At 51.1% G+C, this 20,496-nt stretch carries 21 protein-coding genes, 1 pseudogene and 1 riboswitch; of the genes and pseudogenes, 21 read left to right on the top strand and 1 reads right to left on the bottom strand.

Annotated elements, in window-relative coordinates; translation table 11 throughout:
• The 21 genes and pseudogenes from BM299_RS19315 to BM299_RS09985 all read left to right on the top strand — a co-directional run.
• Window positions 1–344, top strand: a pseudogene (locus BM299_RS19315) (IS4 family transposase); the annotation flags it as partial.
• 186 nt (window positions 345–530) lie between these two features.
• Window positions 531–723: riboswitch (cobalamin riboswitch) on the top strand.
• 376 nt (window positions 724–1,099) lie between these two features.
• A complete protein-coding gene (cobK, locus tag BM299_RS10080) occupies window positions 1,100–1,891 on the top strand; it encodes a precorrin-6A reductase (RefSeq protein ID WP_245779722.1) in 792 nt (263 codons plus the stop codon).
• The gene (locus BM299_RS10075; RefSeq protein WP_092483597.1) at window positions 1,881–2,648 is read left to right on the top strand and encodes an energy-coupling factor ABC transporter permease; all 768 of its coding nucleotides are present in this window, start codon (window positions 1,881–1,883) and stop codon (window positions 2,646–2,648) included. The genes cobK and BM299_RS10075 overlap by 11 nt, the downstream gene beginning before the upstream one ends.
• Window positions 2,645–2,938: an energy-coupling factor ABC transporter substrate-binding protein gene (locus tag BM299_RS10070; protein WP_092483595.1), complete on the top strand. Its 294-nt coding sequence runs from the start codon at window positions 2,645–2,647 to the stop codon at window positions 2,936–2,938. The genes BM299_RS10075 and BM299_RS10070 overlap by 4 nt, the downstream gene beginning before the upstream one ends.
• Before the next feature lies 1 nt (window position 2,939).
• Window positions 2,940–3,719 (top strand): cobalt ECF transporter T component CbiQ, encoded by a 780-nt coding sequence (cbiQ, locus tag BM299_RS10065; RefSeq protein ID WP_092483593.1) that lies wholly within the window; start codon window positions 2,940–2,942, stop codon window positions 3,717–3,719.
• Window positions 3,716–4,591: an energy-coupling factor ABC transporter ATP-binding protein gene (locus BM299_RS10060; RefSeq protein ID WP_092483591.1), complete on the top strand. Its 876-nt coding sequence runs from the start codon at window positions 3,716–3,718 to the stop codon at window positions 4,589–4,591. The genes cbiQ and BM299_RS10060 overlap by 4 nt, the downstream gene beginning before the upstream one ends.
• Before the next feature lie 117 nt (window positions 4,592–4,708).
• Entirely contained in the window at window positions 4,709–5,539 is an 831-nt protein-coding gene (locus BM299_RS10055) for a nitrilase family protein (RefSeq protein ID WP_092483589.1), read from the top strand.
• A gap of 26 nt (window positions 5,540–5,565) precedes the next feature.
• Window positions 5,566–5,949, top strand: a complete 384-nt coding sequence (locus tag BM299_RS10050; protein ID WP_092483606.1) for a YkvA family protein — start codon at window positions 5,566–5,568, stop codon at window positions 5,947–5,949.
• 19 nt (window positions 5,950–5,968) lie between these two features.
• Window positions 5,969–6,223 carry a hypothetical protein gene (locus BM299_RS10045; protein WP_092483587.1) on the top strand — a complete coding sequence of 85 codons (255 nt, stop codon included), beginning with the start codon at window positions 5,969–5,971 and terminating at the stop codon, window positions 6,221–6,223.
• A 213-nt stretch (window positions 6,224–6,436) separates the two neighbouring features.
• Window positions 6,437–6,958, top strand: a complete 522-nt coding sequence (locus tag BM299_RS10040; RefSeq protein ID WP_092483585.1) for a DUF4178 domain-containing protein — start codon at window positions 6,437–6,439, stop codon at window positions 6,956–6,958.
• Window positions 6,959–6,999: 41 nt separating this feature from the next.
• The gene (locus BM299_RS10035) at window positions 7,000–7,677 is read left to right on the top strand and encodes a PspA/IM30 family protein (protein ID WP_092483583.1); all 678 of its coding nucleotides are present in this window, start codon (window positions 7,000–7,002) and stop codon (window positions 7,675–7,677) included.
• 49 nt (window positions 7,678–7,726) lie between these two features.
• Window positions 7,727–8,275, top strand: a complete 549-nt coding sequence (locus BM299_RS10030) for a DUF4247 domain-containing protein (protein ID WP_092483581.1) — start codon at window positions 7,727–7,729, stop codon at window positions 8,273–8,275.
• An 18-nt stretch (window positions 8,276–8,293) separates the two neighbouring features.
• Window positions 8,294–8,701, top strand: a complete 408-nt coding sequence (locus tag BM299_RS10025; RefSeq protein WP_092483579.1) for a DUF350 domain-containing protein — start codon at window positions 8,294–8,296, stop codon at window positions 8,699–8,701.
• A gap of 142 nt (window positions 8,702–8,843) precedes the next feature.
• Window positions 8,844–10,376, top strand: coding sequence for a polyamine aminopropyltransferase (locus tag BM299_RS10020; protein ID WP_165608262.1), 1,533 nt, complete (start codon window positions 8,844–8,846; stop codon window positions 10,374–10,376).
• A gap of 26 nt (window positions 10,377–10,402) precedes the next feature.
• Window positions 10,403–11,422, top strand: a complete 1,020-nt coding sequence (locus tag BM299_RS10015; protein ID WP_092483575.1) for a potassium channel family protein — start codon at window positions 10,403–10,405, stop codon at window positions 11,420–11,422.
• Window positions 11,423–11,563: 141 nt separating this feature from the next.
• Entirely contained in the window at window positions 11,564–12,670 is a 1,107-nt protein-coding gene (locus BM299_RS10010) for a PRK06851 family protein (RefSeq protein ID WP_092483573.1), read from the top strand.
• A gap of 335 nt (window positions 12,671–13,005) precedes the next feature.
• Window positions 13,006–13,446, top strand: a complete 441-nt coding sequence (locus BM299_RS10005) for a 4Fe-4S dicluster domain-containing protein (RefSeq protein ID WP_092483571.1) — start codon at window positions 13,006–13,008, stop codon at window positions 13,444–13,446.
• A gap of 14 nt (window positions 13,447–13,460) precedes the next feature.
• Window positions 13,461–14,750, top strand: a complete 1,290-nt coding sequence (locus BM299_RS10000; RefSeq protein ID WP_092483569.1) for an NAD(P)/FAD-dependent oxidoreductase — start codon at window positions 13,461–13,463, stop codon at window positions 14,748–14,750.
• Window positions 14,751–15,896: a class II glutamine amidotransferase gene (locus BM299_RS09995; RefSeq protein ID WP_092483567.1), complete on the top strand. Its 1,146-nt coding sequence runs from the start codon at window positions 14,751–14,753 to the stop codon at window positions 15,894–15,896.
• An 11-nt stretch (window positions 15,897–15,907) separates the two neighbouring features.
• Window positions 15,908–17,425 (top strand): glutamate synthase-related protein, encoded by a 1,518-nt coding sequence (locus tag BM299_RS09990; RefSeq protein ID WP_092483565.1) that lies wholly within the window; start codon window positions 15,908–15,910, stop codon window positions 17,423–17,425.
• Between the two features lie 4 nt (window positions 17,426–17,429).
• Entirely contained in the window at window positions 17,430–18,278 is an 849-nt protein-coding gene (locus BM299_RS09985; RefSeq protein ID WP_092483563.1) for a GltB/FmdC/FwdC-like GXGXG domain-containing protein, read from the top strand.
• 95 nt (window positions 18,279–18,373) lie between these two features.
• Here the strand turns inward: BM299_RS09985 and asnB are convergent, their stop codons facing one another.
• Window positions 18,374–20,218: an asparagine synthase (glutamine-hydrolyzing) gene (gene asnB / locus BM299_RS09980; protein WP_092483561.1), complete on the bottom strand. Its 1,845-nt coding sequence runs from the start codon at window positions 20,216–20,218 to the stop codon at window positions 18,374–18,376.
• Window positions 20,219–20,496: the final 278 nt, after the last annotated feature.

Below are 20,496 nucleotides of genomic sequence, written 5' to 3'. Positions count from 1 at the left end.
CCAAGTCCTATCTCAGGCTGGCCAAAGAGTTTCAGGGACGTTCCTACGATTCCATGGTGGCGCACACTACCATCGTGTTCATCCGATACATCATGCTGGCTCTGGAGAGCCGAAACGGCGAAGACCCGAGAACCATCGGCAACCTCTTCTACATCTGCTGCGACGAGTTGCAGGATATCAGTCTGGTAGATGCGCTGCAGAGGATTTTCTCCCTGATGGAGCGGTTTTTACAAGAGCAGCTGCAACTGGCGGAGGCGGAGATCCGCAAGCTGATCGACTACTTGATCAGCAATTTACCCTCGTTTTTCAAGGAACGACTGGCTGCTTGTTACTGCGAAAGTTGAGTTAATAATATGAATAAACAGGATTCCGGCAAGGAAATACAAGAAAATGATAGATCATAAATTCTTAAAGATATTGAAGACTTTTTTAGTATAATGTTAATAGGTACGATATAGATCATTACATAAAAAAGGGTAAACCCTGGACAGCCTAGTAAAAATATGATAATATTTTGCTAAATATGAAAAATGTAAATTATTCCCCCGGGTGCCCCGAAGCAGATGCTTTGGGGATAACAGGGAACCAGGTGCAAATCCTGGACGGTCCGGCCACTGTGAATGGTATGTCCCTTTCCATATGCCACTGGCTAACGCAGCCGGGAAGGCGGAGAGCGGACGTTAAACCATGAGTCAGGAGACCTACCCGGGCTTACACACAATAGCCTCCCAGGGAGAGGGTTGGTGTGGGTGCCTTTATGACCGCCAAAACGGCTGGAAAAGGTATGCCTTAGCTTTCCAAGGGAGCTAAGGCTTTTTAATTTTTAATACATAGTTCTCAAACCATTAATTAAATACACGAGCAGGTGCCATCGCTCGAGAAGTTGATGGCTTAAATGCGGTTTTACTAGCTGTGCAGGAATGGTATCCCAAACATAACTTGGGGCCGCAAACCTAAAACCAGCAAACCGGGCCTGTTCAAGCGCACCGCTAATGTTTCATTGGGGGGTGGTTGAACATTGGTTTGCTTGCGGCCGGATTAATAATTTTAAGCCCCCGATTGACCAGGGGGCTTTTTGCGTAACAGAGGTGATTAACAGTTGGTTTTAATTTTATCCGGTACCGGAGACGGCAGAAAAATTACCCGCGCTTTGATACAAAAAAGTTACCCGGTATCAGTTATAGCTTCCACCAGTTATGGCCGGGAACTGGCCGTGGAAGACGGCGCCGCCCTGGTCGGTGACGGGTTGCCCGCCGATGTCGACACATTGATAAAGGACCTGGGTATACGTGTCGTAGTTGATGCCAGGCATCCCTTTAACCGTCAAGATGAAGAATCTCTGATCAAAACGTGCTCAGAACAGAACATCATTTACCTGCGGGTCGGCCGGGAAGAAACCAGCATAGCTTCCAGCGAACTGGTGCACCAGGTTCATTCCATGGCGGAAGCCGCGGAAAAGGCCGTCACCCTTGGTAAAACCATTTTTTTAACCACGGGCAGCAATGACCTGGAGCATTTTATAAACTTGCAAAAAAAACATGATATACGTCTGGTGGTAAGGGTATTGCCGGAACACAGGGTAATTAAAAAATGCCAGGATTTAGGCATCAAACCAAGGGATATTGTGGCCATGCAGGGTCCCTTTTCCAAGCAAATCAATAAAGCGCTTTTTAAAATGTACCGGGCCTCTGTGGTGGTCACCAAGGACAGCGGTAAAGCCGGCGGCACGGATACCAAAGTGGACGCTGCATTATCTTTGAAAATACCCGTGGTCATCGTCAAGCGTTTGCACAACCTGCATAACCGGGAATACGGCTGGCAAGAAGTTCTTAAACTCTTGCTCAATAAACTGCCTTTACAGAAAAATGGGAGGGACAGACATGAACAATAATATTAAAAAAACAACTGTTTATTTATTTACTTACTTATTGCTGGCATCTATGCTGGCTCCCGACACGGCTTACGCCATGCATATCATGGAAGGTTTTTTGCCGCTGAAATGGAGCGTTTTGTGGTACCTGTTAACCCTGCCGTTTTTTGCCATGGGACTGGTATCCATTAATAAAACGGTCGGGATGAATCCAAAGCTGAAAATGCTGCTGGCCTTTGCCGGCGCATTTGCCTTTGCCCTTTCCGCCCTCAAGCTGCCATCGGTGACCGGCAGTTGTTCACACCCAACCGGGGTGGGACTGGGTACCATTTTGTTCGGCCCGGTGGTGATGACTGTACTGGGCAGCATTGTCCTATTATTTCAGGCCCTGCTGCTGGCCCACGGCGGACTGACCACGCTGGGCGCCAATGCCTTTTCCATGGCCGTTGCCGGTCCGCTGGTCACATGGTGCGTGTATAAATTTAGCAGACGGGCCGGGGCTCCGCTGTGGCTGGCAGTTTTCCTGGCCGCAGCACTGGGTGATTTAATGACCTATGTCATTACGTCGCTGCAATTGGCCCTGGCACACCCCGACGCAGTCGGAGGGGTAATGGCCTCGTTTAGCAAATTTACCGCCATTTTTGCCTTGACTCAGATTCCGTTGGCTGTCAGCGAGGGGCTTTTAACCGTACTTGTTTTCAACTTGTTATACACGTACAGCCAGGATGAGTTGGTAGAACTGGCCATCATTCCCGGGGAAGGAGCGTTGGTAAAATGAAAACAAAGAACACTTATAAAAATATCCTTTTGCTCCTGGCTGTTATAGCGCTGACGGTGTTCCCGCTGGTATATGTCAGCGGCGCGGAATTCGGGGGGGCCGACGGCCAGGCTGAGGCAGTAATCGCCAATATCAACCCCGGCTATCAGCCATGGTTTTCTTCTATTTGGTCACCTCCCAGCGGAGAAATCGAAAGCCTCTTATTTGCTCTGCAAGGGGCATTGGGAGCAGGGGTAATTTGTTATTACCTGGGTTACAAGAAAGGGAAAAAGAAGGCGGAAAAAGACTGATATGCTATTAATTGATCATTACGCTTATAATAATAAACTGGCCGGGGTCCACCCCGGCGAAAAGTTTCTTTTCTTTGCGGTGACCGTTGCATTATGCCTGGCATTACCCACCACTTTCACCACCCTGGTCGTTACATTGCTAATGGCCGGGGCGGTGGTGTTTGCGGCCGGAGTGCCCTGGCGTTTTTACCTGAAACTGCTGCTCCTCCCGGGCGCGTTTTTAGCAGTCGGCGTAGCCGCCGTGGCGGTTTCCGTAACCCGTGCGCCGCAGGACTTTATCTGGGCCATACACACCGGGCAGTATTTCGCCGGAATTACCCGGCAGGGCCTGGATAACTCGGTAAACCTTTTTCTGCGTTCCCTGGGGGCGGTATCCTGCCTGTATTTTCTTTCCCTGACCACCCCCATGACGGAAATTGCGGATGTACTCAGGAAAATGCGGATGCCTACCCTGGTGATAGAACTGATGACCCTCATTTACCGCTTTATTTTCATTTTACTGGAAGTAACCAGGCAAATATACACCGCCCAGTCATCCCGCCTGGGTTACAAAAATACGCGAACCGGGTTCAATTCTCTAAGTCGGTTGATTTTATCCATGTTTATCAAGTCTTACCGGCAATCCCAGGCCATGTACGATTCACTGGTTTCTCGCTGTTACTCGGGAGACCTACACCATTTATCGGAACCGCGTCAATGGTGTGCCCGGAACATATTGCTCATTGTTACCGTTGACAGCGCGCTATTGCTTTGTTCCTTATATGCAGGAGGACTGGTATGAGTCAATACATTATCGAGGCATATGAGATTGAATATACCTATCCCGACGGCACCAAAGCTTTAAACGGCCTGACCATGCAGATAGAAGAAGGGCGGAAGATAGCCGTGCTGGGTGCCAACGGGGCCGGTAAATCAACACTTTTCTTGCATTTTAACGGTATCTTACGCCCCGGGCGCGGCCAAATTTTATTTCGGGGCCGGGCAGTGCATTACCGGCAGCATAGTCTACTGGAATTACGCAAAAACGTGGGGATTGTTTTTCAGGATCCCGACAACCAGTTGTTTTCCGCCAGCGTTTTACAAGATGTCGCTTTCGGGCCTCTTAATCTCGGCTTGGACCGGGATACAGCACTGGCCAGATCCAGGCAGACCATGCGGGAAACTGAAATAGAAACCTTACAGAACAAACCCACACATTTTCTCAGCTATGGCCAAAAAAAAAGGGTATCCATCGCCGGCGTACTGGCCATGGAACCGCAGGTAATCATTTTTGATGAGCCTACGGCTTGCCTGGACCCTCGAATGGCCCAAAAAATTTTGGAACTGCTGGAACGGCTTAGCAAGCAGGGGAAGACGCTGATCATGTCCACCCACGATGTTGATCTGGCTTACAGCTGGGCTGATTATGTCTTTTTGATTAAAAACGGCACCGTAGTGGGCAAAGGCTCACCACAGCAGGTGTTTATAAGGCCGGAACTACTGCATAATTGCGGGTTGACCACCCCCTGGGTGATTGAAGTGCACCGGGAATTAATAAACAGCAACCTGATCGTGGACAGCGCCCCCGTGCCCAAAGATAGGAAAGAGCTATTTAACTTAATCAGGAATACTTCCATAGGAACCACCGGTTACAAAGCCGCGCAAAACTATTGATCTGATAAAGTACGCGCAGCCCCGGGGGCACTTTGGATTAGCATTAACGGCTAAACCTATGTTAATATAAAAGATATAATGACCTGTCAAATTTAATCCGTCAGCAGGGGTAAAAATATGAAGGATACACGTATCGCTCTGGTACAGATGAATGCCCGTTTTGCTCAAACGGAGAATAACTTGCGTAAAATGGAGTATTTTACCCGGCAAGCGGCCGGCAAACAGGCGGAAATCATTTGTTTTCCCGAACTGTGCGTCCAGGGTTACAGCCGGGACAAGTCAGCCGCCACTGCCCAACCCGTCCCCGGGCCCGCTTCCGAACACATAGTCGATATGGCCCGCAGGTTTAATATTGTAGTACTGGCCGGGCTGGCAGAAGCGTCAGCAAGCGGCAAACCGTATATCACGCATCTGGTCGCCTACCCGGACGGCAAATATTACGTTTACCGGAAGACGCACCTGGGCAACAGTGAAAAGCCTTATTTCTCACCAGGTTCGGAACTGCCGGTTTTTCATTTCCACAAGGCACAATTCGGTGTTGAAATTTGCTGGGATCTGCATTTTCCCGAAGTAACCACCATATTATCCCTGAACGGAGGGGAAATTATTTTTGCCCCGCACGCCTCGCCCTCCATTGTAGGGGATCGCCGGGGGATATGGTTGAAATACATGACCGCCCGGGCCTACGACAATGCCGTGTTCCTGGCCGCCTGTAATTTAATCGGAGAGGACGGCACCGGGCACAGTTTCTGCGGCGGCGCGCTGGTTATCGACCCCCGGGGCAACATCGTGGCGGAAGCGTTCAACAACCGGGAAGAATTATTGGTGGTGGATCTGGACCCGGCTGTGTTGAATACCATTCGACGCCGGGAATCACGCTCCATGCGGCATAGCTTTTACCTTGAATGCAGGCGTCCGGAGCTTTATGAAAAGTTATTGGAAAAGTAAGCGGGAGGTTGGCGCACCGATTGGGAATGATCAGGCGCTGGTTCAGGCGCGCCAAAAACTTAAAAACTGAGCTCCACATATTATACCTGGCCTACCGGGACCCCCGGGTACCCCGGCATGCCAAGCTTTTGGCCGCCCTGGTGGTGGCCTATGCTTTCAGCCCGGTGGATTTGATACCGGATTTCATTCCCGTGCTGGGCTATCTGGACGATCTGGTGCTGGTCCCCCTGGGGATTAGCTTGGCCATGAGAATGATTCCTGCAGAAATACTGGACGATTACAGGATTCAGGCCCGCCGTCGCCTGGAAACAACTCGCGCCGGCCTGACTGGCGCGGGATTGATTATTGTTTTATGGCTGATTGTACTGGTAATCGTTATTTATTTTTTGTCTAATATTATTTTCAAGTAACGGAGATACCATAAAAAACATGCCAACACCGGTAATTAAAGAAATAGGACTAATGGACGGGGAGAAGTTCGAGCTGAAAATACATTTTCAGCTGGCAGATAAAGAATATTTCGGGATTTTGAATTTAAAAAACGGTTCTTTTTTATCCAACGCAGTATTTTTAACTGACGCAGAAAACCAGGAATTAGTGCATTATCTGAGTCACCGGGCCGAGGATTTCCTGGCGCAAAAAGGCATTTCACTGCCACCCGAATTAAAATGCAATTGTCACTGACCTTATTCCGCCTGACCACCACCATACAATGCTTTATCAAGTGCAAAGGCGGTTTTTTATTGGGTACGGGTAAAGGGGCGACTGATAGAAAATTTATTCATAATCTATAGCAATTGCAATAGACCACTATAAATTATAAAATAAAATAAAATAAATAACCTGTTCAAAAATGCAACACCATGAATTTAAAAAAATAACGAACGGGGAGATTTTATGGGTATATTTGATAAAATATTTGGCCGCAAGCCTGGCAAAGCGGGAAACAAAGTAGAGAAACGGCATTTGTTGAACATGCGGGTGGGAGATATCGTTTCCTACGATTTAATTGATTATACAGTCGTGGGATTGATTAAATACGAAGATAGCGGATACACATGGACTGCCTACCAGCTTGAAGGTGATGGTGAGCGCGTTTGGTTGGGAGTGGAGCAGGACGACGCGCTGGAAGCGGGAATTTATAAGCCGGTTAAGTTGGACCTGGGAGACAAACCCCCGCGTAAAATTACCTATAGGGATAAAGTGTTTTACCTGGATGAAGCCGGCTCCGCCACCATAGTGGCGGTGGAGGGGCAGGCCGGAGCCGTTGCGGGCCAGCGCATCAGCTACTGGGAATATGAGGACGAATCGGAAGACTACGCCTTATCGGTGGAAATGTGGGGCGGCGATTTGGAGGTAAGTTTCGGTTATTATATTCATCCCCGGGAACTTTCCATAATGGCGGGCAGTCATAACTAGAGTAGAGGTTGTTACAATCACCAAATCAGGAGGGATAGCGAATGAGTTTATTTAAGAGAATCGGTGACAATATCCGGGCCAACATCAACTCGTTACTGGACAAAGCTGAAGACCCGGTAAAAATGCTGGAGCAATACCTGCGCGATATGGAAGACGATATTGCCGACGCCGAGGTGGCCGTGGCCAAGCAGATAGCCATTGTCAAGCGTTTCGAATCTTCTTATAAAGACGCCCAGGCCATGGCGGAAAAAAGGGAGGCCCAGGCCCTGCAGGCCCTGGAACAAAACCGCGAGGATTTGGCCAGAAAGGCCTTGGAAGACAAGAAGATTCACGCCGGTAAAGCAGCCGATTACAAGGGGCAGTTCGAGCAGGCCCGGGAAACTGCCGATGTTTTAAAAAGACAGTTGCAGGAAATGAAAGAAGAACTGGAAAAAATGAAAGCCAGGAAAGCTACCTTGGTAGCCAGGGCGGAGGCGGCCAAAGCCCAAAAAGACATTAATAAAGTAATGTCCGGCTTCGGGAAGAACACCGCCCGCAAGGGATTTGAGCGCATGGAAGAGAAAGTGCTGCAATCCGAAGCCGAAGCGGCAGCCGGCCTGGAGTTGCGTGGCAAAACCAAGAGCCTGGACGACGAACTGGCTGAACTGGGCGGTAGCTCCAGCAACATTGATGATGAACTGGCCCGCTTAAAGGCCAGATTAAACAAGGATAAAGAATGATTCGTACCAAAACCATTGATGCTAATCGTGATGTTACTAAGGTGATGCCATGAAAAAAGCCATTCCGGTTCTTATATTACTGCTGCTTTTTACGTTAACCGCCTGCGGGGGCAAATCCCCGGAAGATGTGCTTAAAGATTATGAGCTCGTTGACGTAAAAACCAGCAAATTGCAGGAAAATGATTTTGCCAGGGTATACCGGGTACCCAAACCGGTGCCGGACGTGGCGGAGGAACTGGCCAAGGCACAAGCGCCGGAACAACAATCAGACGTCAGTGAAAAGAGAATGATCTTACTGTACCCTGATACTGTCGTTGACATTACCACCGACCCGGATAAATCCGGTAATTCGCTGGTGGAAGTGGCATCCAAGGAGTACATGGCTGGCAATTACAGCCGGGACCATTTTGACCTGGGTGATTTTGCCATGGGGATGGTGATGGCGGAAGTCATCGATGAAATGTTCGATGCCTGGGAACATAAATACAAGCCCCGAACCAGCGGTTATTCAGGCGGCAGCGGGTACTCCAGTTCCTCCGGTAAAAGCATCCGCATAGGAGACACCATCCGCGGCGGCGGTTCGGCTGTGGGTAAATAATAAAGGGGGAGCAAGGGCATGGAATTTTTGCAACAACCTGTGGTGGCTACAGTATACTGGGCGTTGTTTGGGTTTGTAATCGGCTGGGTGGGTTTGGTATTATTTGACCTGTCCACCCCTTCATACAATTTGCGCGCCGAGCTGGCGGAAAAAAACCCGGCCGCCGGTATTGTAATGGCCGGTTTGCTTTTCTCCACCGGCTTAATCATTCACGGGGCCATGATATATTCCGATACATTATTGAATGCAGGCATTTACGCCTGTATCGGCATTGTACTGAACATTATCTGTTACCACTCGATCAACTTGTTGATACCGGGCTGGAATTTAAACAAGGCCATTGACGACCATAACCAGGGGGCGGCCTGGTTTGTATTCGGTATTTTTGTGATGATCGGCTACATCATCTCCGGCGCCATCAGTTAAAAAAGATCCACTAAAAAGGCTATTTACTGGTTGGCCAGCAAATAGCTTTTTTATTGATCGCCGGCGCGTAGATGCACCGGCGTAAAGCAAGACTGCCGCACGAAAACACACTATTTTTTCCCAAAACAGAAGGTGGATGATCATGCCGGCCGCGGAACAAAAAAGCAAAATATACAGTACCAGAGAACTAAACATGGTATCGGCTGTCGTTTCGGTTTCCGGCATTATATTTCAACTGATGCTGGCGGCCAACATGAGCTACTTGCTGGGCAATGCCGTGATGCAGTATTCCATAACCATCGGCCTTTTCCTGAGCGGCATGGGTATCGGCTCGTACCTGTCCCGTTACATTGACGGCCTGTACCTGTACACCAGGTTTATCATTATCCAGCTCACCATCGCTTTAACAGGCGGTTCCTGCATACTGCTGCTGTTTATTTTTTATGCCTATACCAGCTGGTACCAACCCTTGGCCTATTTAATCATTTTACTAATCGGGGCCAATATCGGCTGTGAGGCGCCCATCCTGGTGCGCATGGCCACGGACATTCTCCGTTCGGTGCGGGAAGGTACGTCCGATATTCTGGCCTGGGATTATGTGGGGAGCCTGCTGGGCAGCTTAATGGTGCCCTTTATCATTATCCCCTTTCTTGGTTATGTGCGGGGGGCTTTTGCCATCGGCCTGTTGAACTGGCTTGTGGCCTGTTTTATTTTTTACCGTTTCCGTAACAAGGTGCAGGGCGGCCTGTTATTGCAAATCGCCCTGGTCGCAAGCGCTTTTGTTTTGCTCAGCGGAGTCGCGGCGGGTGACCAGCTGGCATTCGGCATGGAGCAAAGACTTTACAGGGATCACATTGTGAAAAAAATTGAAACTCCTTACCAAAAAATAATCGTCACCAAAAACAGCGACGACCTGAGATTATATATCAACGGCAACTTGCAATTTTCATCATGGGACGAATACCGCTACCACGAAGCGCTGGTTCATATACCCATGAACCTGGCCGTTCGTCACGATAATGTACTCATACTGGGCGGAGGCGACGGCCTGGCCGCCCGGGAACTACTGAAATATGAAGAAGTAAAACAAATTACTCTGGTGGATCTGGACCCGAAAATGGTTGATTTTTGCCGCACTTATCCGGAAATAAAGAAGCTGAATCAAGGCTCCCTTGATAACCCGCGAGTTAAAGTCATCAACCAAGATGCCTATAAATTCATGGAACAGGACAACCTAAAATATGACGTCATTATAGCGGATCTACCCGATCCCAATGATGAAAGCTTGAACAAGCTTTACACCCTGGAGTTTTACAACCTTGTTAAAAACCACCTGGCGCCGGGGGGCATTACGGCGGTCCAGTCCACCAGCCCGCTGTTCGCTCCCGAGGTTTTTTGGACCATAGTCCATACGGTGGCCGCCACGGGGCTGGAAGTCAGGCCTTATCACGTCGACGTACCCTCCTTTGGAGACTGGGGCTTCACCCTGGCCGCCGACTACCCCATTGACGTGAGTAAAATTAAAATAGAGGAACCCACCAGGTACCTAAATAACGAAGTAATCCCGGGGCTGTTTCAATTCGGACGCGATGAACAACTGAAACCCGAAGCTATTAATACGCTTTTGAAACCCGTATTGATCCCCATGTACGAAAAAGCCTGGCGTAACTATTAATCGGATAAATAAGGCAGGTTTGAATCATGCATTTAATTATTAATTTTTTACGGAAACTTAAAATCATCTATCAAGCCCATGCCAACTACAAACTGGTGCTGATGTTTTTATTAACCCTGATCGTAGGCGGAGCGTTGCTGATATATTTTTTGGAAAAAGACGTTAATGAACAATTTGCCGGCCTGGGAGACGGCCTGTGGTGGAGCATCGTAACCATTACTACCGTGGGTTACGGTGACAAATTTCCCATCACCACCGGCGGCAGACTGGTGGCCCTGGCGGTCATGTTCGGCGGCATCGGCTCTTTCGGCTATATTGCCGGTTCGCTGCTGGAGGACTTAATCAGAAGGGAGCGGGGTGAAATGAAAGTAAGTTTTTCTGATCATTTTATTATTTGTGACTATAGCTACAAAGTGGAAAATATCTGTAAAGAGTTAAAAAACGAGATTAAGAATTGTAAAATAGTGCTGATTGCCAACCGGGAGGAGAACCCGGTCAAGGAAACAACCGGTGTTCACTTTATTCGGGGTGATAGCACCAAAGAATCCGTTATTGAAAAAGCAAACGTACAAAAGGCGTCCACAGTGATCGTGCTGGCGGACAGTGCAATGGACGAAAGGCTTGCCGACGCCCATTCCGTACTAACCACACTGGCCGTGCGGCATATGAATCCTTCCTGTAAAATAATAGCGGAATCCCTGAACCCGGAAAACATTGAACACTTCCGCCGGGCCGGAGCAAACGAAATTATTTGCACCGGCGAAATATCCGGTCAACTGATTTTCCGGTCCAGCATCTATAACGGGTTGACTCAGATGCTGCGTGAACTGATAACCAACCGATTCGGTAATGAGCTTTATTCAGGTGCTGTTCCGGACTACTTGGTAAATGTTGAATTTAGCGCAGCGCTGGTTAAAATGCAGGAAAAAGGCGCCATTCTGCTGGGCATCTACCGCGACAATGAATTATATACAAACCCGGCGCCGGATACCGTTATACGTAACGGCGACAAACTGGTATATATAGCGAAGAATACCCTGTTTTAATCCACAATCTGGCACCGCCTTTGACCCGCAGCCCCGGTCATTTGACAATCCCCTTGCATATAATAAAAACAACCCGGTAGTCCACCGGAAAATCTCCTGGCAACGGCGCCATGAGTGTTAAATGACAAGGGGGTATTTATTTTGTCCAAGGGAAGGCTGAAAAAAGTTTTTCCCGGTGGTAACACCAGCCTGGGCTTTTATTCTTTTTACGACTACATTATCGATCAGCAGGAAGCGGCCCGCATTTTTGTCATCAAAGGCGGTCCTGGCGTGGGGAAATCTACTTTTATGCGTAAAATAGGCGAGGCCTTGTTGGAACGGGGCTATGATGTGGAATTTCATTGCTGCTCCTCGGATAACGGGTCGCTGGACGGAGTAGTCATCCCGGCCATTAAGGTAGCCATGCTGGACGGCACGGCGCCCCACGTTGTAGATCCCAAAAATCCGGGGGCGGTCGATGAGATCATCCATCTCGGCGACCACTGGAACGAACAGGGGCTGCGCGCCAACAAAAAAGAAATTTTAGCCTGCAACAAGGAGGTCGGCAGACTTTTCAACCGGGCTTATGCCTACCTGGCGGCAGCCAAAATCTTTTTGGGTGAAGTAAAGTTTTATTACTCCGGCACAGGCGCCTTTCATGTAGGCAGTTTTGACCGCAAGGTGCTGGAACTGACGCACGAAATTTTCGAGGGCCGGGAGCGCCAAACTGACAATCCCAGGGAGCGGCATTTGTTTGCCACCGCCATCACACCGGACGGCCCGGTCAGCCATTTGGGCACCATAGTTGACCACATCGGCAAACGCTATATTATTGAAGGAGACGACGGCACCGGCAAAAACACCCTGGTACGCCGCCTGATGGAAGCGGCCATGATGCGGGGTTTCGACGTGGAAGCATATCACTGCGCCCTGGAACCCGAGTTAATTGATCACCTGGTAATACCGGGCCTCGACGCAGCCATTGTCAATTCCGTAGAACCGCACGATTTCCGCCCTCGGGCCGGGGACACGGTTATTGACACCATGGAATGCGTCAACCCCATAATCAATGAAAAGTACCTGGCGGAAAAAACCACCGCCCGCAAAATGTACCGGGAGTGCATGAAACAGGCCATCTCTTTCATCCGTCAAGCCAAGGCAGAACATGATGAAATGGAAAAATATTATGCCCCGTATATGGACTTCGACGCCATCAACGCCAGGCGGGATAAGACCCTGGCCCGGATCCTGGACCTGGCTGCGGAGTAAAAAAATATATGTATACAATATTTTCTTGCCAAAAAATATTGCATTTTGCCGGTAAACTAATATAATAAATGCATGAATAAATAATTAGTGGGCAACGGCGTCCCATTCAGACCTCCGTCAGGCAGGTCTGGTGGGGCGTTTTTATTTGTCCCGGATAATCTTATAGCCAAACCCAACGGCGGGTTGCAGCGCCGGCCCAAGGAAGCGCCGGCCACGCAAGGGCAATGAGGCCCGTAAGGCAGCAGTGCGTATTTTTTACTTGAGTATGCTTTGCGGGCCTTTATATTTTGCTTACCTGGAATTTTTTTTACACTTTTATGGGAGGAAGATATAGCATGGGAAGAGTTGTCGCCAAACCGGAAGTTTGCATCGGATGCCGCCTGTGCGAAATCTGGTGCTCCGTGGCCCATTCCAGGTCCCGGAACATTATCAAAACATTTTTATACGAAGAAAAAAAGCCATTTCCCCGGGTAACAGTGGAAGAGAAATTGCCGCTTACCTTCGCCATCCAGTGCCGGCACTGCGCGGAACCGGATTGCGTAGCCGCCTGTATCGGCGGCGCCCTTTTCAAAGACCCGGCCAGCGGCCGGGTGGTACACGACCGGGAAAAATGCGTGGGTTGCTACAGTTGCGTGCTGACCTGCCCCTACGGCAGCATAGTTGTTGACCCAAAGCGGCGGGAAGTGTTCAAGTGCGACCTGTGCGCGGGGCTGGATGAACTATACTGCGTCAGCCACTGCCCCAACGAAGCGCTGGTCTATGTGCCAGAAGAATAAACGGAGGAGATACGATGCGTGCTTATGATTACGTAATTGTAGGCAACTCCGCGGGCGCCGCGGGTTGCATTGAAGGTTTGAGATGCGTGGATAAATCAGGCAGCATAGCCGTCATAGCCGAGGAAAACCGCCATATTTATTCCCGGGCCCTGGTTCCTTATTACCTGGACGGGAAAATTGCCGGGGAGAAAATGTATTATCGGCCAGCGGACTTTTATAAGCGAGCAGCAGTTGACTTACTGGAAGATAAAGCGGTCAAGCTGGACACCGCCCTAAAGCGGGTCGAACTGGCCGACGGCCGGCTGGTGGGTTACGGCAAACTGCTTCTGGCCACCGGAGGCAGGCCAATTTTCCCGCCCATCCCGGGATTGGATAAAAAGAATGTCTTCAGTTTCCACAGCCTGGATGACGCCCTGGGTATCGAAGAAACGCTGCCTGCAGCCAAGAACGCAGTAATCCTGGGCGGCGGGGTCATCGGTTTAATGGCGGCAGAAGTACTGCATAGAAAAGGCCTGCAGGTACATGTGCTGGAACTGGCCGACAGGCTTCTGGCGCCGGTAATCGACGAAACGGCCTCGGCCTTGGTGGAGAAAACATTCCAGGAGGCCGGAGTGGAAATCAATACCCGAAACACCATCGAGAAAATTCACGGTGCTGACCGGGTGGAAAACATTACCCTGCGTGATGGCCGGACCATTCCCTGCGATATTTTAATTGTGGGCGTAGGGGTTACCCCCCGGGTGGAACTGGCGGAAGGAACGGACATCAAAATCAACCGGGGCATTGTGGTAAACCGGAACATGCAGACTTCGGCGCCGGACGTTTACGCCTGCGGGGACTGCGCCTCCACCTATAACTTCGTTACGGGTGAAACCCATCCCCTGCCCCTGTGGCCCAACGCATACCGGGGCGGCCGGATAGCGGCTTTCAACATGGCCGGCCTGGAAAGGGAGTATACCTGGGGCACCAGCATGAACGCCATGCACTTTTTCGATCTCAACCTGATCAACGCCGGCCTGAACATCACCGGCTCCGGCGGCGGCGACTGGGAAATTATTGCTGCCGTTGATGAACAACAGAAAACCTACCGCAAATTTGTGCTAAACCGGGACGGCCGGATAAAAGGATTTGTGCTGGCCGGCCAAATTGCCCGGGCCGGCATATTCCTCAACCTGATGCGCAGGGAAATCGACGTGCGCGGTTTCCGGCAGGAACTTCTCAGTACAAGTTTCGGGTACAGCAACCTGCCGGATGATATGCGGTGGCAGCTATTAGAAAACGAAGTGATTCTGGGAGTGGTATAAATGCTAGTACAAAAATATTTCCCGAGCGAAAGAATGGTACCCGAAAAGGATATGGACGCCTGCGGCCTTTTCGGAGTAATGAATATCAGCGGCCGGCGGTTTGGCGGGGAAATGGCCATAAACGCCATTAAAAACATGAAAGTCCGGGGCAGCGGTCTGGGCGGCGGTTTCGCCATATACGGCCTCTACCCTGAATACAAGGACTACTACGCCTTGCACATAATGTTCCAGAACCAGAATTTAAGGGCCAAGCATGAAGTGGAAGCGTTTTTAAAAGAACACTTTTACGTGGTTTACGATGAGGAGATCCCCACCAACCCCGAAATTAACGTCTTTTTTCCGCCCATTGTCTGGCGCTACTTTGTGGCCCCGCAAAAAAAGAGCGAAGACCAGACGGTTACCGATGATGAGTATGTGGTAAACAAGGTAATGTACCTGAACACCTGTGTGGAAGATGCCTATGTGTTCTCCTCCGGCAAAGACGTGGGCGTATTTAAAGGCGTCGGGTTCCCGGAAGAAATCGCTGATTACTTCATGCTGGACAAACTATATCAGGGTTATATATGGACGGTGCACAGCCGGTTTCCCACCAATACGCCGGGCTGGTGGGGAGGCGCCCACCCGTTCAACATCCTGGACTGGACCGTGGTGCACAACGGTGAAATATCTTCCTACGGCACCAACCGGAGATACCTGGAAATGTTTAATTATTACTGCACACTGCATACCGACACCGAGGTGCTGGCCTACGCCGTCGATTTATTATTAAGAAGACAAAAGCTGCCTATTGAACTGGTCGCCAGGATATTCGCCCCGCCCATGTGGGAGACCATCGAGCGCATGGACAAAGACCAGCGAGAGCTTTATACCGCCTTGCGCATGACCTATGCGCCCCTTTTGATGAACGGCCCCTTCACTGTGATTATCGCTCATCACAACGAAATGGTCGGCCTGACGGACCGGATCAGACTGCGGCCCATCACGGCCGGGGCCAAGGGTGACCTGGTTTTCCTGTCCTCCGAAGAGGCCTCCATCAGGGCCGTCTGCCCGGACCTGGAACTGGCCTGGACGCCGCCGGGCGGAGAACCGGTGGTAGTCAGATTGCACTCCCGGGACCATTTATTGAGTTTAAATAAATCTATTTAAGGGTGATCAAAATGTATTCTTACCTACTACCCGAATTCACCGTGAAAAGATTGGAAGATAGATGCATCCGCTGCCGGGTCTGCGAAAGGCAATGCGCCAACCAGGTGCACGAATACGACGGGGAACTGGACAGATTGTTCACCACCGAGGAAGCCTGCGTTGGCTGCCAGCGCTGCGTGGTCCTCTGCCCCACCAATGCCCTGCACGTCCAGCCCCGTACAGCGGACTACCGGCCCAACTGCAGTTGGACCAGGGATAAATTGCAAAACCTGAAAAAGCAGGCCGAGACGGGCGGCGTGGTTTTAACCGGCAGCGGCAACGACCGGCCTTACAGAATTTACTGGGACCACCTGGTGTTGAACGCCTCCCAGGTTACCAACCCTTCAATCGACCCGCTGCGGGAGCCTATGGAACTAAAAACCTTTTTAGGCAAAAAGCCGGACACCTTGCAAGTAACTTATGACAACGACGGCCTGCCCCGGTTGGAATCCGGCCTGCATCCCAATGTGCCGATCAGTACCCCGCTGGTGTTTTCGGCTATGTCCCTGGGTGCCATCAGTTACCCGGCTTACAAATCACTGGCCACTGCGGCCAGGGAGTTCGGCACCCTGTTTAACACCGGCGAAGGCGGTTTACCGGCCCACATGCGGGAGGAATTCGGCGTCAGTGCCATCGTGCAATGCGCCAGCGGGCGGTTCGGTGTCGATCCCGAATATTTAAACAGCGCCCGGATTATTGAAATAAAAATCGGCCAAGGCGCCAAGCCCGGGATCGGGGGACACCTGCCGGGCGAAAAAGTTTCCGCAGACATAGCCAGGACCAGGATGATCCCCCAGGGAACGGACGCGCTGTCTCCGGCGCCCCAGCACGACATTTATTCCATCGAAGATCTGTCCATGCTGATTTATGCCCTGAAGGAGACCACCAATTACGAAAAGCCGGTTTCAGTTAAAATCGCCGCAGTGCATAATGTGGCCGCCATCGCCTCCGGCATCGTGCGGGCGGGCGCGGACATCGTGGCCATCGACGGCATCAGGGGCGGCACGGGCGCGGCGCCTCTGGCCACCAGGGACAACGTAGGCATTCCCATGGAACTGGCCCTGGCCGCTGTAGATAAGCGGCTCCGGGACGAGGGTATCCGGCACAAGTGTTCCATCCTGGCCGCCGGGGGTATCAGGTGTTCCACCGATGCCATCAAAGCCATTGCCCTGGGCGCCGATGCCGTATACATCGGAACGGCCGCCCTGGTGGCCATGGGCTGCACGCTTTGTCATAAATGCTATACCGGCAAATGCAACTGGGGCATTTGTACCCAGAACCCCTATTTGACAAAAAGGCTGAACCCCGAGATAGCTACGCGCAAGTTAGTTAATCTCTTGAAGAGCTGGAGCCACGAAATCCAAGAATTACTGGGCGGTATGGGTATCAACGCCATTGAGAGCCTGCGGGGCAACCGGGATCACCTGCGTGGCGTGGGACTGGAAGCATGGGAGCTGGATGTCCTGGGCGTAAAAGGAGCGGGGGAGTGATATCATGAATGGTTTGAATGTCAAATTCGGCATGCGCGATAATTTTCTGGACGGCCTAATGCCGGTGAGCAAACTATTGGAATACGCCGATATTAATGAAACAAAGGCCGTGATCGACGCCCGGGGGTTGAAGCATAAAGAATTGAACGATTTGCTCAGAGAAAGCTTACAGCATGGTGTTTCCAGAATAGTTATCAACAATGTTTTCGGACAGCGGTACATCGGTACCCGGTTATATGATCCCGGACGTGAAAAAGTAACCATTGAAATCAATAACTTTCCGGGCAACGACCTTGGCGCTTTTCTGAACGGCCACCGCATCATAGTGCACGGAAACGCCCAGGACGGTGTAGGCAATACCATGGACGCGGGGGAAATAATCGTCCACGGTCGCGCGGGGGACGTGGCGGCCATGTCCATGCGCGGCGGTCGGATATTTATTAGGGATAATGTGGGTTACCGGGCGGCTATTCATATGAAGGAATACCGGGACAAGGTGCCTGTGCTGGTGATCGGTGGTACGGCCCAGGACTTTCTGGGCGAATACATGGCCGGAGGCATCCTCATTTTGCTGGGCCTGACCTTGCAGGAAAATGATTTGCACCGGGCCAATTATATCGGCACCGGCATGCACGGCGGGGTAATTTACCTCCGAGGCCATGTGGAGCAGCATCAACTGGGCCGGGAAGTGGGCATACGCCCGCTGGATGAAAAGGATAAGGAAATCATCCGCAACTACGTGGTGGAATATTGCCGGCACTTTGACGCCAACCCAGAAGAAATTTTACAGGGACCGTTCATCAAGCTGTTGCCGGTATCCAAACGACCTTACGGCAAAATATACGCATATTAAAAAAAGAAAAGAGCCACGGTGCCGGGTGTTGAAAGTTGAAAGGTTGCAACCTTTCAACTTTCAACACCCGGCACCAAAAGTTTTACTGCAAAACCTCACTTTATCTGCACATTATACTCTCTCAACCAGTAGTCCAATTGAATAAGATAAGCAAAGAACTGTGCGTCGGTCATCAACTGGCCGAAAAAGGGCTGTTTAAAAGACAATTGGCCGGCGCTGACCATGGCACGCACGGCCTCCACATTGATCAGCTCAAGTAGCGGCGACTCCGTATCCGCCAGGATTTCCACAAGCTGCTGACGCACGGCCTCCAGATAATTTGGATTATGGGTTTTGGGGTACGGGCTTTTACGCCGGTGAAGCACTTCTTCGGGCAAGATACCGGCCAGGGCGCGGCGCAAAATTCCTTTAGCCATGCCACCCAGGGTTTTCATTTCCCAGGGAATGTTCCATACATATTCCACCAGCCGGTGATCGCAGAACGGGACCCGCACTTCCAAACCGACGGCCATACTCATGCGGTCCTTGCGGTCCAGCAGCGTGGCCATGAACCAGTTTAAAGTCAGGTATAGCAGTTCACGCATGCGGGCCTCGCGTGGGTTCTCACCGGGCAGGTGTGGAACCTCAGCCAGGGTTTCCCGGTACCGCCGGTCCACGTATTCCCGAGGCCGAATCCAATCCACCACCTCGGGGGCAAGCAGCTGCTCACGCCTTTCCAGGGACCGCATCCAGGGAAAAGTGCCCTCCGTCAACACCTCCGGTCTATGAAACCAGGGGTAGCCCCCGAAGACCTCGTCGGCGCACTCCCCCGAGAGGGCCACGGTAGCTTCCTCTTTAACCGCGCGGGAAAACAAGTACAGAGATGCATCCACGTCGGCCATGCCGGGCAGGTCGCGCGCCCGTACGGCCACCGTCAAGGCATCCACCAGTTCAGGAGTGTCAATTATTACCGGGTGGTGAACGGTACCCAGGTAATTCGACACACGCCGCACCCACGGGGCATCAGAATTGGGTTGAAATACACTGGCCTCAAAATACCGGTCGTTTTCAGCAAAGTCCACTGACCAGGTATGTAAATTACCCATACCGCCCCGGAAAAACGATTCGGCGGCAAAGGCCGTAATAGCGCTGGAATCAAGCCCCCCGGACAATAGCGTACAGACAGGGACGTCGGCCACCAGCTGCCTCTCCACCGCATCCTGGAAAAGGTCTCGCACCGTGGTAACGGTGGTTTCCAGGTCGTCTTCATGCGGTTTGCTTTCCAGTGCCCAATACCGGCGCAGTTGCAAGCCATTTTGATCATACAACAGGCAATACCCCGGCTTTAACTCCAATATATTATGAAAAACCCCGTGTCCTGGCGAGCGGCTGGGACACATAATTAAAACTTCAGCCAGTCCATCGGTGCCCAGTTTCGGCTGCACCGCCGGATGAGCCAGCAAAGATTTCAACTCGGAGCCGAAAATAAAGGCGCTCCCCCGCCGGGTATAAAAAAGAGGCTTCACTCCCAAACGATCGCGAGCCATAAAGAGGCACCGGTCGGCCTCGCTCCAGACGGCAAAGGCGTAAATACCGTTTAGATACTCCACGCACCGGGGACCCCATTCCACGTAAGATACCAACAGCACTTCCGTATCCGAGTGTCCTTGAAAAGTGTACCCGCGCGCAGACAGTTCCCGTCGCAGTTCCGGCGTGTTATACAGCTCTCCGTTATAAGTGATGATATACTCTTTTTCGCCCCGCCGCCGGGTCATGGGCTGTCCGCCGCCCGCCGGATCAACCACTGTCAAACGGCGGTGCGCCAGAGCGGCCCGCGGCGAAAGCCAGACCCCGGCGGCGTCGGGACCGCGGTTGGCCTGGGTTTCATTCATGGCCTCCACAATATTACGCTGTCGGGTAAGGTCTTCTTCCCAATCTATCCAGCCTGCAATTCCGCACATTAAATCTATCCCTCCCAGGTAAATAAAGTTTTAAAAGCTTGTATAAACAAAAAATGTCGCCCACCCGATAAACAAGGCGGGCGACATTGCCGTTTGAAGAAGATGCATCCCTTGCACCTTCTTGAGCCTTTCTAAATATACAATATGCAATACAGCAATAGTTTTGCCAACAACCCCTACAGGTAAATAATGTAAACAAATACAACACACCGGCAAAGCCAGGGCGTAATCCCTGCGTTTTTCGTTCATAATAAAAAAAAAATGTTATGTCTGGGAGG

Origin of the sequence: Desulfoscipio geothermicus DSM 3669 (assembly GCF_900115975.1) — a bacterium.
Classification (GTDB): Bacteria; Bacillota; Desulfotomaculia; order Desulfotomaculales; family Desulfallaceae; genus Desulfoscipio; species Desulfoscipio geothermicus.
Note: the sequence above shows the minus strand (reverse complement) of the source record. Positions and strands in the feature narration are given on the sequence as shown.

What these genes read in the sequence shown, in the direction of transcription:
- BM299_RS10075 (WP_092483597.1), top strand. Translation starts at nt 1,881, where the DNA reads ATGAACAATAATATTAAAAAAACAACTGTTTATTTATTTACTTACTTA.
- BM299_RS10070 (WP_092483595.1), top strand. Translation starts at nt 2,645, where the DNA reads ATGAAAACAAAGAACACTTATAAAAATATCCTTTTGCTCCTGGCTGTT.
- cbiQ (WP_092483593.1), top strand. Translation starts at nt 2,940, where the DNA reads ATGCTATTAATTGATCATTACGCTTATAATAATAAACTGGCCGGGGTC.
- BM299_RS10060 (WP_092483591.1), top strand. Translation starts at nt 3,716, where the DNA reads ATGAGTCAATACATTATCGAGGCATATGAGATTGAATATACCTATCCC.
- BM299_RS10055 (WP_092483589.1), top strand. Translation starts at nt 4,709, where the DNA reads ATGAAGGATACACGTATCGCTCTGGTACAGATGAATGCCCGTTTTGCT.
- BM299_RS10050 (WP_092483606.1), top strand. Translation starts at nt 5,566, where the DNA reads ATGATCAGGCGCTGGTTCAGGCGCGCCAAAAACTTAAAAACTGAGCTC.
- BM299_RS10045 (WP_092483587.1), top strand. Translation starts at nt 5,969, where the DNA reads ATGCCAACACCGGTAATTAAAGAAATAGGACTAATGGACGGGGAGAAG.
- BM299_RS10040 (WP_092483585.1), top strand. Translation starts at nt 6,437, where the DNA reads ATGGGTATATTTGATAAAATATTTGGCCGCAAGCCTGGCAAAGCGGGA.
- BM299_RS10035 (WP_092483583.1), top strand. Translation starts at nt 7,000, where the DNA reads ATGAGTTTATTTAAGAGAATCGGTGACAATATCCGGGCCAACATCAAC.
- BM299_RS10030 (WP_092483581.1), top strand. Translation starts at nt 7,727, where the DNA reads ATGAAAAAAGCCATTCCGGTTCTTATATTACTGCTGCTTTTTACGTTA.
- BM299_RS10025 (WP_092483579.1), top strand. Translation starts at nt 8,294, where the DNA reads ATGGAATTTTTGCAACAACCTGTGGTGGCTACAGTATACTGGGCGTTG.
- BM299_RS10020 (WP_165608262.1), top strand. Translation starts at nt 8,844, where the DNA reads ATGCCGGCCGCGGAACAAAAAAGCAAAATATACAGTACCAGAGAACTA.
- BM299_RS10015 (WP_092483575.1), top strand. Translation starts at nt 10,403, where the DNA reads ATGCATTTAATTATTAATTTTTTACGGAAACTTAAAATCATCTATCAA.
- BM299_RS10005 (WP_092483571.1), top strand. Translation starts at nt 13,006, where the DNA reads ATGGGAAGAGTTGTCGCCAAACCGGAAGTTTGCATCGGATGCCGCCTG.
- BM299_RS10000 (WP_092483569.1), top strand. Translation starts at nt 13,461, where the DNA reads ATGCGTGCTTATGATTACGTAATTGTAGGCAACTCCGCGGGCGCCGCG.
- BM299_RS09995 (WP_092483567.1), top strand. Translation starts at nt 14,751, where the DNA reads ATGCTAGTACAAAAATATTTCCCGAGCGAAAGAATGGTACCCGAAAAG.
- BM299_RS09990 (WP_092483565.1), top strand. Translation starts at nt 15,908, where the DNA reads ATGTATTCTTACCTACTACCCGAATTCACCGTGAAAAGATTGGAAGAT.
- BM299_RS09985 (WP_092483563.1), top strand. Translation starts at nt 17,430, where the DNA reads ATGAATGGTTTGAATGTCAAATTCGGCATGCGCGATAATTTTCTGGAC.
- asnB (WP_092483561.1), bottom strand. Translation starts at nt 20,218, where the DNA reads ATGTGCGGAATTGCAGGCTGGATAGATTGGGAAGAAGACCTTACCCGA.